Origin of the sequence: Litoreibacter sp. (genome assembly GCF_039974535.1) — a bacterium.
In the GTDB taxonomy this organism is placed as follows: domain Bacteria; phylum Pseudomonadota; class Alphaproteobacteria; order Rhodobacterales; family Rhodobacteraceae; genus Litoreibacter.
The window spans coordinates 551,697-562,284 of sequence record NZ_JBDWIU010000010.1; the positions used below are offsets into that span (position 1 = coordinate 551,697).

Annotated in this window: 11 protein-coding genes; 8 read left to right on the forward strand and 3 right to left on the reverse strand. The window is 56.8% G+C overall.

What is annotated here, in order from left to right:
* Positions 1-60: 60 nt before the first annotated feature.
* Positions 61-426 carry a hypothetical protein gene (locus tag ABJN86_RS10370; RefSeq protein ID WP_348366894.1) on the forward strand — a complete coding sequence of 122 codons (366 nt, stop codon included), beginning with the start codon at positions 61-63 and terminating at the stop codon, positions 424-426.
* 23 nt (positions 427-449) lie between these two features.
* On the opposite strand, the gene ABJN86_RS10375 is transcribed toward ABJN86_RS10370, so the two are convergent.
* Positions 450-1,559 (reverse strand): Gfo/Idh/MocA family oxidoreductase, encoded by a 1,110-nt coding sequence (locus tag ABJN86_RS10375; RefSeq protein ID WP_348366896.1) that lies wholly within the window; start codon positions 1,557-1,559, stop codon positions 450-452.
* A 9-nt stretch (positions 1,560-1,568) separates the two neighbouring features.
* The gene (locus ABJN86_RS10380) at positions 1,569-2,279 is read right to left on the reverse strand and encodes a GntR family transcriptional regulator (RefSeq protein WP_348366897.1); all 711 of its coding nucleotides are present in this window, start codon (positions 2,277-2,279) and stop codon (positions 1,569-1,571) included.
* A gap of 99 nt (positions 2,280-2,378) precedes the next feature.
* On the opposite strand from ABJN86_RS10380, the gene ABJN86_RS10385 reads away from it, so the two are divergent.
* The 6 genes from ABJN86_RS10385 (at position 2,379) to dctP (ending at position 8,233) form a co-directional block, all read left to right on the forward strand.
* Entirely contained in the window at positions 2,379-3,533 is a 1,155-nt protein-coding gene (locus tag ABJN86_RS10385; protein ID WP_348366899.1) for an LLM class flavin-dependent oxidoreductase, read from the forward strand.
* Positions 3,533-4,423, forward strand: coding sequence for an aldo/keto reductase (locus tag ABJN86_RS10390; RefSeq protein ID WP_348366900.1), 891 nt, complete (start codon positions 3,533-3,535; stop codon positions 4,421-4,423). The genes ABJN86_RS10385 and ABJN86_RS10390 overlap by 1 nt, the downstream gene beginning before the upstream one ends.
* Positions 4,423-4,944: a flavin reductase family protein gene (locus tag ABJN86_RS10395; RefSeq protein ID WP_348366901.1), complete on the forward strand. Its 522-nt coding sequence runs from the start codon at positions 4,423-4,425 to the stop codon at positions 4,942-4,944. The genes ABJN86_RS10390 and ABJN86_RS10395 overlap by 1 nt, the downstream gene beginning before the upstream one ends.
* Before the next feature lie 45 nt (positions 4,945-4,989).
* A complete protein-coding gene (locus tag ABJN86_RS10400) occupies positions 4,990-5,586 on the forward strand; it encodes a TRAP transporter small permease subunit (protein ID WP_348366903.1) in 597 nt (198 codons plus the stop codon).
* Positions 5,586-7,115 carry a TRAP transporter large permease gene (locus ABJN86_RS10405; protein WP_348366904.1) on the forward strand — a complete coding sequence of 510 codons (1,530 nt, stop codon included), beginning with the start codon at positions 5,586-5,588 and terminating at the stop codon, positions 7,113-7,115. The genes ABJN86_RS10400 and ABJN86_RS10405 overlap by 1 nt, the downstream gene beginning before the upstream one ends.
* Before the next feature lie 62 nt (positions 7,116-7,177).
* Entirely contained in the window at positions 7,178-8,233 is a 1,056-nt protein-coding gene (dctP, locus tag ABJN86_RS10410; protein WP_348366906.1) for a TRAP transporter substrate-binding protein DctP, read from the forward strand.
* A gap of 49 nt (positions 8,234-8,282) precedes the next feature.
* On the opposite strand, the gene ABJN86_RS10415 is transcribed toward dctP, so the two are convergent.
* Complete coding sequence (locus tag ABJN86_RS10415; protein ID WP_348366908.1) at positions 8,283-8,750, reverse strand: tetratricopeptide repeat protein; 468 nt, start codon at positions 8,748-8,750, stop codon at positions 8,283-8,285.
* A 72-nt stretch (positions 8,751-8,822) separates the two neighbouring features.
* On the opposite strand from ABJN86_RS10415, the gene ABJN86_RS10420 reads away from it, so the two are divergent.
* Positions 8,823-10,082: a cytochrome c peroxidase gene (locus ABJN86_RS10420; protein ID WP_348432268.1), complete on the forward strand. Its 1,260-nt coding sequence runs from the start codon at positions 8,823-8,825 to the stop codon at positions 10,080-10,082.
* The last annotated feature ends 506 nt before the right edge of the window (positions 10,083-10,588 follow it).

Here is a 10,588-nt window from a genome sequence, read left to right on the forward strand (position 1 = left end):
ATCGGGCAACAATGTCTCATGCGAATTAATCGAAACACTGAAAACAGGAAGTGAGACATCATGACTTACACTGCAAAACGAAAAACGGTTTCCGCACTCTTCGCCGTAGTTATTGGTGCGGGCGTGGTTTTCGTAAGCCCCGCCGCCGCCGACAGCTTTAACGCACATGTTGTGCCTGCTGTATCGCACAGCGTCGATGACGCAGTTGTCGTACAGGCAAAGTCGAAAATCCACGGTCATAAGCGGCACCACCGCGCTTCGCGCCATCACCGCGCCTCACGTCACCACGGGTTTTCACGCCACCACCGCTTTTCCCGAACCCATCACAGGTCTGCACGTCGCCATGGATTTATTGGCTACCGTCATTCTCTACGAGGCCACAACCGCAAGGGCACGTTCCGCTCCTCAAGAGGGTTTTCGCGGTAGACCTCTCCCCATGAGTTTCGTCGCTACGCGATAAACTCGTCAATGCGTACTGCGCGATGCTCTGTCATGGAGCGTTGCGCCGCCATCCCCATCAGGACCGAGATCATGCCGTCGCTGAATCCGACTTCGGCCTCATCACGAACCCCGCGCACCAAATCCACGAAGCCTTGGTGTTGGTAAAAGGTCGATCCGTTGTGATCGCCCGCATCCAGAATGGTCGGGTCAACAGGGACCTCACGCACATATGGCCCCTTGGGATCACGTGGGCTGACAATGACTTGGGGCACTGGTGGGGCGCCCAGATGTTCCGGCCAGAAACGCCCGGGACCAGGAACCAATGCCTCGATCTTGCCCTTGGGCCCCACCGCGCTGACCTCTTCTTGGTACCGCGCGCCCTCGGCAAACATGCATAGCTCCAGAATGGAGCGCGCGCCGGAGGCGAAGTCGACAATGACATAGCCGTTGTCGAAGATGTCCGGTGTCTCGCCCTCGTAGCTCTCATCCAAATGGTTCACGTCCTGCCCGCCCGATGCCATGACGCGGATCGGCTCCGACTGCATGACGAGGCGCATCAGGTCGAAGAAGTGGCAGCATTTCTCAACAAATGTGCCGCCTGTCTTCGCGTTGAAGCGGTTCCAGTCGCCAATTTTGGGCAAGAAGGGGAAGCGGTGTTCGCGGATGGTGAGCATTTTGACCCCGCCAGTGGCCTCGGCGGTCTCATTCAAGAACGTCGCGATGGGGGGCATGTAGCGGTATTCCATCGCGACCCAAACGGGGGCGGGGTAGTTTTGGCGAAACGTCTCCATGCGGGCCACGTCGTTTGGGTCGGTGAACAAGGGTTTCTCAACCAGAACGGGCAGGGGGCGTTTGGCGGCCAATGCCTCCAGTTGCTCGATGTGCCGGAAGTTTGGGCTGACGATCAGGATGCAATCTAGATCCGCGACTTCCAACAGGGCGTCGATGCTGTCCACCAAAGTTGCGTCTGGCGCAAACTCCAATGCCTCGTGCGCCATGTTCGCATCCGGCTCGAAAATTGCACTGACGCGGGTGTCGGGCAAAAGGGCTATGTTGCGCAGGTGCTCTTGCCCCATCATCCCGCATCCGATGACGCCGTAGTTGACCAGTTTCGCCATGTCGTTTTCCTATTTTAACCGCTGCACATAGCGTGCGGTGTCTGTGTCATACCATGTTCGCGAATACTCGACGGGGCGTGATTTTTGCCCCCAACTCAAGCGTTCGATAAATCCTGATGTGTCGCCGATGGGCGTGCCAAATTCGGGTGGGGCCCAGTTGGGAACCTGTCCAATGCTGACGTAATCTTCGGCGCGGGTGATCCAAAATCCCAGTTTCACTTGGTAGTAGTGATAAAGGGAATCCGACGCGTGCTCCGTTAGGACCGTTCCGCTGTCCGCGTCGAGCCAAATTTCTTCGACCGCGGCAGGAACCTTGTTCAAAAACCGCAATCGGCGCATTCGAGTGCCGCGATTGGACGTGCCAAATTCCGGCAAGTCGCTGGGCTTATCGCATTCGCGAATATCGAGGAATTTCGCCGTGGGAAGCCCGCCACCAGTTAGCAGTTCAATGCGAAACATCGAATAGATACTTCGCGCTGCCGAATTGGAACTCACGTAATTGCCTGACCCTTGCACCCGTTCCAGCAACCCTTTTTCCTCTAGGATTTTTAGGGATTTTCGCAAGGTGCGCACGGTCACTTGATGGGTCGCGGCCAACTGACGTTCAGGTGGCAAACGTTGGCCGTCAGCCAACCGGCCAGCCGCAATTTCGCGGATTAGGACTTCACTGACTTGGGCATAGATCGGCAGGGCGGCGGGACTGTCGTGACGCTCGTACATGTGCGAGCCCCTCCCGTTCGCAAAATTGATACCCCATTGATCTACATCAAAGACAAGGTTACGCAAGAAGAAATTACGACACGGTTTGGGAGGAATCAGATGACAGTTGTTCCGGTGACATCACCAGATTTGGACGCGGTTGAGGTCTCTTGGTTCTCGGCGCTTTGCTCAGATGATTACCAGTTTTTGGGTGTGCCAGACGGCGACCTGCGCTCGTCTTGGGCGCATTGCTCTGACATCGTAAAAACCGCAGAGGATCAGGGATTTCGCAATATTCTGTGCCCGTCATCCTACCAAGTTGGCCAAGATACGCTCAGCTTTGTCGCTGGCTGCGCGCCGATCACTTCCAAGATCAACCTGTTGGCCGCAGTGCGGTGTGGCGAGATGCAACCGATCATGTTGGCGCGCACGCTTGCCACGTTGGATCACATGTTGGAAGGCCGCTTGACGGTCAACATCATTTCCTCGGACTTCCCCGGTCAAAAAGAGCCAAGCCCCTACCGCTACCAACGTTCGCGCGAAGTGGTGCAAATTCTCAAGCAGGCGTGGACGCAAGACGAGATTAACCACACTGGCGACATCTACGACTTCAAAGGGTTAACGACTGATCCGGTGCGCCCTTATCAATCGGGCGGTCCGATGCTGTACTTTGGCGGCTACTCCCCCGATGCGTTGGAGCTTTGCGGTGAATACTGCGACGTCTACCTGATGTGGCCGGAGAAAGTCGAAGAGCTGGAAGGTCGCATGAAGGCCGCGAATGAAGCCGCCAAGCGTCACAACCGCACGTTGGATTACGGGCTGCGCACACATGTGATCGTGCGCGACACTGAGGCTGAGGCCAAGGAATACGCTGAATACATCGTCTCTAAACTGGACGACGAGCAAGGCACCGCCATCCGTGACCGCGCCCTTGACGCCAAGTCGCTTGGCGTCAGCCATCAAGCTAAGAATCGCGATGTGGCGGATGACCATGGCTATATTGAGCCACATATGTGGACTGGTGTTGGCCGTGCGCGTTCGGGTTGTGGGGCGGCGATTGTTGGCTCCACCGATCAGGTGTTGAGCAAGCTGGAAGCCTACCAAAAGATGGGCATCCGCGCCTTTATCCTGTCCGGATACCCTCATATCGACGAGGCCAAGCATTTCGGTGCTCGCGTGCTGCCGCAGATGAAAACTTGCTCCTTGCCCGAAGAATACGGCCGCGTTCCCGCGCAGCCTCCCTCAACCCCACTTGCCGCAGGAGTCCGCCGCTAATGGACCGCATCTCGCTTACAACCGATCTTACTTTCAGCCGTCTTGTTTACGGCATGTGGCGTGTGGCCGATGATGCCGACACATCGCCCGCCTATGTGGAGGCCAAAATTCAGGCCTGCCTAGACCAAGGTATCACCACGTTCGATCAAGCTGATATCTATGGCGGTTATGTTGCGGAGGCCGTTTTGGGCGGCGCGTTGAAGGCGAACCCAAAGCTGCGTGACCAGATGGAGATCGTCACCAAATGCGATATCGTGGCCCCCGCCGGCCGCTATTCTGATGCGAAGGTGAAGCACTACGATACCTCGCGCAAACACATTGAGTATTCGGTTGAATGCTCGTTGCGTGACATGGGGATCGACCACATTGATATGTTGCTGATCCACCGCCCAGATCCTTTGATGGACCACGTTGAGACGGGCGCTGTCCTTGATGATTTGGTGCAAAGCGGCAAGGTGCGTGCGGTCGGCGTGTCGAACTTCCGTCCCTACGATTGGGAACTGCTGCAATCGGGCATGAAGACCAAACTGGCCACCAATCAGATCGAAATTTCGCTGGCCGAGGTCGCCCCCTTCACCAATGGCGATATGGCTTTTCACCAACGCCAAGGCAACCCGATGATGGCATGGTCGCCATTGGGCGGCGGCGAGTTGATGACCGGCACGGGCGACGTGGCGGACCGTTTGGATGCCATCGCGTCCGAGCAAGGCGTGGACCGCGCAGCGGTGGCGGTGGCTTTCCTGCTGCGCCATCCTGCAAATATCCTGCCGGTTTTGGGGACCAACAATCTGGACCGGATTTCCAAAATTTCCGATGCATTGAAAGTAAAGCTGGATCGTGAGGCATGGTTCTCGCTTTACGAGGCGGCTTTGGGGCGCGAGGTCGCTTAATGACCGTTCACGCGACTCCACCTTCCTCCAATACCTTTGTCCCGGATGAGACAAATACGCGCTTGCTGCGTGATGCATTCGGACGCTTCACAACAGGGGTGACGATTGTGACGGCGGCAACTGAGGGCGGCGTGGCGGCGATCACGGCGAACAGCTTTTCATCGGTATCCTTGACCCCACCACTGGTCTTGTGGTCGCCAGACCGAACCTCGCGCAGGTATACGCATTTTGAGAAGGCGACCAATTACGCGGTGCATGTTTTGTCGTCGGAGCAGAGCGATCTGTGCTGGGCGGTTGCAAAGGATGTTTACGCGTTGAACGATCACAATCTGAATTTAAACGCGGAAGGTGTGCCGGTTCTTGAGAATTGTTTGGCACGTTTCGAATGCACCAAAACAGCCGTCTATGAGGGCGGCGATCACGTTATAATGCTTGGCCAAGTATTGCGCGCGGAGATGCGCGAAGAGGGCGATCCGCTCGCGTTCTTTAAAGGGCAAGTGGGGAGTTTTACAGCACACTGACAGCGATGCGTCGAGGAGGGCGCAGCGTTCTCAGGGGAGGAAGACATGCAGATACTGTTAGCGACCGCCGGTCTGCTGCATTGGGTCAACAGCCGCGTTTTGGCGGTAGGCCGCTGGATTGGGATCAGCGCCCTGGCGATAATGGTCTGCCTGATCTTGGGGCAAGTCTTTTTCCGTTACGCCTTGAATGATGCGCCGAACTGGACAGAAGAGGGCGCGCGCTTTGGCATGTTGTGGATGACCGGTTTGGTGGCGCCGCTGGCCTACCGCATGGGGGGCTTCGTCGCCATCGATATGCTTGAGGAGGCGCTGCCAAAACTGCTTGCGGGGCTGTTGGGCATTTTGCTGTTGGCTATCTCGCTTTGGGTGCTGTTTATCGCGTGGGACCGCGGGCTGAACAACCACGTTGATACCTTGTCGGGGCGGGGTTGCTCATCATCCTTGCGTTGGCCGTTCGGCATTGAGATCGGTAAATGCGGGGCCAAGTTCCAGAACAACTACCAATATTCCGCCCTTTGGGTTGGGGTGAACCTGCTGATCCTCGTGAACCTAGAGCTGATTGTGCGCCAAGTTACGACCTTGCTGGGTCACGGCGATAAGCTTCCTGCGATCACCAATGATGATTTGGCGGGGGCTGACTGATGCTTCTTTGGTTCCTTCCGATATTCTTGCTCCTGATCATGATCGGCCTGCCGGTGATTTTCGCACTGCTGGCCTCACCCATCGCGTTGATCATGCTGGAAGGCGACCAGCGCAACGTGGTCGCGGGCCTTTATCGCAATCTCTACAATGGCATGGACAGCTTCCCGCTGATGGCGCTGCCGTTCTTCATGTTGGCCGGTGAGATCATGAACCGCGGCGGGATCACCTTGCGGTTGGTGGAGTTTTCGCAAGCCTTCATGGGGCATCTGCGTGGCGGTCTGGCGCATGTGAATATTTTGGCGTCAATCCTGTTTGCGGGGCTGTCTGGTTCCGCTGTGGCCGATACGTCTGCGCTTGGCTCGACCCTGATCCCCGCGATGGAGAAAAACGGCTACACCCGAAAATTCGCGGCGGCGATTACGGCGGCAAGTTCGGTCATCGGGCCGATCATTCCGCCCTCGGGCATTATGATCATCTATGCCTATGTGATGGGTGAAAGCGTGGCGGCCCTGTTCCTTGCGGGGATTGTGCCGGGTGTTCTTGTGGGCGTCGGCTTGATGGTCATGGTGCGGCTAATGGCGGATCGCTACGACCTGCCCAAGGCAGAACGTATCGTGCGCAAGGATCAGTCAATTACCCCACTAGAGGCAGGTGTCAGCTTCGTGCTGATCCGCATCAACATCGCGGCGGTTCTTTATGCGGTGTCGGGCTTGGTCACGTGGGTGCTGCCTATGGAGGTGAACGGCTGGCTGATCTTCTTGGTTGCCTTGCCGATTGCGCATGCGGTGGCGCAGGCAACCAAGGCGCGGGTGTCCAATGACTTCCGTTTGGTGTGCAAGAAGGCCGTCGCCCCGTTGCAAACCCCCATCATCATTCTGGGCGGGATCTTGATTGGGGTCTTCACTCCGACCGAGGCCTCCGCCGTGGCCGTCGCTTACGCGTTGATCATCAGCTTCTTTGTGCTGCGCTCGATGAACAGCCGTGATCTGATCGAGGTGCTGACGCGTTCTGCTGTGTCCACATCGGCGGTGCTGTTGCTGGTGGGCGCGGCGGTGTCGTTCAAGACCGTTGTATCGCTATCCTACGCGCCACAAATTCTGTCGGAATACATCTTGTCGCTGTCGGAAAACCCGCTGGTCTTGCTGTTCTTGATCAACATCTTGTTGTTCATCGTCGGCATGTTTTTGGACGCGGGCCCCGCGATCATCATCCTTGGTCCGATCTTGGGCCCGATCTTCGTCGACCTTGGCGTGCACCCCGTGCATTTCGCCATCATCATGTCGGTGAACCTGACTGTGGGGCTAGCGACGCCACCCATGGGGTTGGTGCTCTTCGTGGCCTCATCGGTTTCGGGCGAAAAGGTCGAGACTATTTCTCGCGCCATTTTGCCATTCCTTGCAGTGGAGGTCGTCGTGATCTTCCTCATCACCTATGTCCCCGCCATTTCTATGACGGTGCCATATCTTGCCGGTTTCTTGGGTTGCGGCCCAGAGGTCGGTTTCTCGGCTTGCATAAGCCCATCGCCGTAAGCACGGTGGTAACCACAAAGGACGCCTTCAAGCGTTCCATTAGAATCCATAGGGAGGATACTATGCTTAAGACTCTAACCAAAGTGGCCATGACGGCCGCACTGCTGGCGACACCTGTTGCGGGTTGGGCTGCGGATTTCACGATCCGTGCCACTGCGAACTCGAATGAGAACGACGAAGACTATGACGGTCTAGTCGTGTTCAAAAACTACGTTGAATCAGCCTCTAATGGTCGCATTGAAGTGGAGCTATTCATCGGCACACAGCTTTGCGCAACCGGTGCAGAATGCCTTGAGGGCGTGGCCGAAGGCTCCATTGATGTCTACATCTCCACCTCTGGTGGTGCCGCGGGCATCTTCCCATATGTGCAGGTTCTCGACCTGCCATACCTGATGGCAAATGACCGCGTGGCAGAGGCCGTTCTAACCGGCGACTTCACTCGCAAGATGCGCGACATGGCGTTGGAAACATCCGACGATGCGATCCGCTTGATGACCATCGGCAACACTGGCGGCTGGCGCAACTTTGCCAACACCAAACGCCGCGTGGCAGAGCCTGCGGATATGGACGGCTTGAAAATCCGCACGGTGGTTGCTGACCTTCCGCAAGAGCTTGTGAAAGCCCTTGGTGCGTCTCCAACTCCGATCCCGTGGCCAGAGCTGTTCACCTCGTTCCAGACAGGTGTTGTTGAAGGCTCGAAAAACGGCATCACCGACATCATGGGCATGAAGTTCCCTGATGCAGGTCTGCAGTACGTAACTCTTGACGGTCACGCCTACATGGGTGCGCTGTGGTGGATGTCCAACGCGAACTTCCAAGCCATGCCGGAAGACATGCGCCGTGTTGTTGTAGATGGCTTCAGCCAGTTGCAGCAGGCTACATTCGCGTCGCCAAAGCGTAAATCCATCGAGGCTTACCAAGCCTTCGTTGAAGGTGGCGGCGATCTGTACGTCCCATCCCCAGAGCAAAAAGCAGCCTTCGCAGAAGCGGCGAAACCAGTTCAAGAATGGTTCCGTGGCAACGTAGATGGCGGTAATGAAATTCTGGACGCATTGGTCGCAGCCGTGGGTGAGGCCGAGGCTGGTCTTGCCGCTGACTACGCCAAAGACCTGAACTAAATCACTTGGGGCCGCGCGGATGTTCCGTGCGGCCCCGATCTTTGGGATGCTACTTAAACGGGTACATCCAGCCCTTGTAATCGGCGACAAGCACATGCGCTTTATCGATCATCTCCGGCGTCATCTTTTTGACCACTTCCTCAAGGCTGATCGCCGCATCAGGGTCGCCGCCAATGGCCGACAGTGTGTACCACATGTAAGCGCGGGTCAGATCGGGCGCAGGCATGCCACGACCCACCTCATAGTACCACCCCACGGCGGATTGCGAGCCCGGATGCCCCTTCATGGAGCTACGCAGATACCATTCAAACGCCCGCTCGTCGTCGCGCTCGACGCCCAAACCCATCGCATACATAATGCCGATCAACTCCTCGGCGTCGGCATTTCCGGCCAAGGCAGCGGGCGTCAATTCGGTGTAGGCCTGCTCGAACTTGTTGCTCTCCATAAGGTCACGGGCATGTTCAATATCGGCAAAGGCGGGGCTTACCGTCATCAGCAAGGCAATAAGAGTTCTCATTGGGGCAAAGCCCTCCTTCTGGTCGCAGGGTTGGTTCCAGCATCACTCAGTGCTGAGCCCCTTCCGGCCGCTTTGACGGCCGATGATTTCCTACCTGTGGACCGCAAACAGGCGGCTCTCGGTCAACTATTATTCTACGATAAAATCCTGTCTGGGAACAAGAATATCAGCTGTGGCACCTGCCATCATCCAAAGTTTGGAACCTCTGACGGGTTGTCCTTGGGGATTGGCGAAGGCGGTGTCGGGCTAGGGACGGAACGTCACGCAGGCACCGGCCAATCGCGTATCGAACGGCGGGTCCCCCGCAACGCGCCAGCCTTGTGGAACCTTGGCGCACGCGACGTGCATACGTTGATGCATGACGGACGTATCAGCGCGGCGGATACTTACGGAAATCTGTTCAACACCCCAGCCGAGGAATGGCTGCCCGACGGCGTCGATAGCGTGTTGGCTGCGCAGGCGTTCTTCCCGCTGACCTCCGAGACGGAAATGGCGGGGGGCACCGGCGAGAACCAAGTGTCAGGGGCGGTGACCGACCGCATCGACAACGGCTGGCCAATCATCGCCAAACGGGTGCGCACGATCCCACAGTACGGCCAAAGGTTCGTCGACGCCTTCCACCACATCACGGCACCCGAGCAAGTTACAATCGTCGAGATCGCCAACGCTTTGGCCGCGTTTCAATCGCTAGAGTTCCAAAGTATCGATAGCCCGTTTGACCAGTATCTAGCGGGTAACACTGCCGCAATAAACAGGGCACAAAAGCGTGGGCTTGATCTGTTTTACGGCAAGGCGGATTGCGCGTCGTGTCATAGTGGCAAGCTGATGTCGGACCAGAAATTCCATGCAATCGGTGTGCCGCCCTTTGGGCCCGGCCGTACGCGCCGTTTCGACTTGATGGCGCGCGATGTTGGGCGTTTGGGCGAAAGCGACCGGATAGAAGACGCCTACAAGTTCCGCACTCCGATGTTGCGCAATGTGGCCCTGAGCGCCCCTTATGGTCACAATGGGGCGCATAAAACGCTGGGGGACATGATCCGCCAACATATGGACCCGCAGGGCATGTTCGATGAGTGGACGCCGGCCTCCGCCAACTTGCCCAAGGTCGAATGGTTGCAACATGCGGATTTTCTGATCTGGCAGGACCGCGCCGAGATTGAACGCCAATCGCGTGTTCTGGCCTCTGTGACGCCCACGCTATCCGAGGCGGAGATCGCGGATTTGGTGGCTTTCTTGGGGGCACTCACCGGCAGTTCGTTGGACAGGCCTGAGTTCGGTGTGCCCAATACAGTGCCCAGCGGTTTGGCCGTCGACCTATTGAACGTCAGGTGATTTTGGCCACCGCGTCGTCAACCTAATTGAAACGGCAAGGCTGACCTGTGTGCATCATGCAGCAAAGGGCCCATTTTGCCGTTTTTCTGCATCGCAGCTAAAGTCCGGTTCCGAGAGATAGTTCAAAAACTAATCCTGAAATTACTTCCCATTCCGGGCATTGGCGCAAAGAAGTGGCGCTGCGGTGCAGCTTTCGCATTTCTGACATTCGGCAGGCTCAATGTCAGGGTCAAACTTTGACAAGTTTAAAGTCTAAAAGTGAGCTCTTTCGTTGAACTCGCTGTACCAAGTACGAACGACAGCTTAGTCGAAATCGCTTTGAGTGTCGTTCCGTCCAACAAAGGACCTCTTGGAGGCAGATATCAAATAAGGAATGATGCCCGGCGCAGATTGATATCGCCGGGCACCGTGAATTTTATGATCTACATGATGAAGCAGTCATCGAAGGGCAATTCTGGCTCAGGAATGTCACCTAAGTTGGCAAAGTCCAATGCCTCCGAAGACGC

What these genes read in the sequence shown, in the direction of transcription:
- ABJN86_RS10370 (WP_348366894.1), top strand. Translation starts at nt 61, where the DNA reads ATGACTTACACTGCAAAACGAAAAACGGTTTCCGCACTCTTCGCCGTA.
- ABJN86_RS10375 (WP_348366896.1), bottom strand. Translation starts at nt 1,559, where the DNA reads ATGGCGAAACTGGTCAACTACGGCGTCATCGGATGCGGGATGATGGGG.
- ABJN86_RS10380 (WP_348366897.1), bottom strand. Translation starts at nt 2,279, where the DNA reads ATGTACGAGCGTCACGACAGTCCCGCCGCCCTGCCGATCTATGCCCAA.
- ABJN86_RS10385 (WP_348366899.1), top strand. Translation starts at nt 2,379, where the DNA reads ATGACAGTTGTTCCGGTGACATCACCAGATTTGGACGCGGTTGAGGTC.
- ABJN86_RS10390 (WP_348366900.1), top strand. Translation starts at nt 3,533, where the DNA reads ATGGACCGCATCTCGCTTACAACCGATCTTACTTTCAGCCGTCTTGTT.
- ABJN86_RS10395 (WP_348366901.1), top strand. Translation starts at nt 4,423, where the DNA reads ATGACCGTTCACGCGACTCCACCTTCCTCCAATACCTTTGTCCCGGAT.
- ABJN86_RS10400 (WP_348366903.1), top strand. Translation starts at nt 4,990, where the DNA reads ATGCAGATACTGTTAGCGACCGCCGGTCTGCTGCATTGGGTCAACAGC.
- ABJN86_RS10405 (WP_348366904.1), top strand. Translation starts at nt 5,586, where the DNA reads ATGCTTCTTTGGTTCCTTCCGATATTCTTGCTCCTGATCATGATCGGC.
- dctP (WP_348366906.1), top strand. Translation starts at nt 7,178, where the DNA reads ATGCTTAAGACTCTAACCAAAGTGGCCATGACGGCCGCACTGCTGGCG.
- ABJN86_RS10415 (WP_348366908.1), bottom strand. Translation starts at nt 8,750, where the DNA reads ATGAGAACTCTTATTGCCTTGCTGATGACGGTAAGCCCCGCCTTTGCC.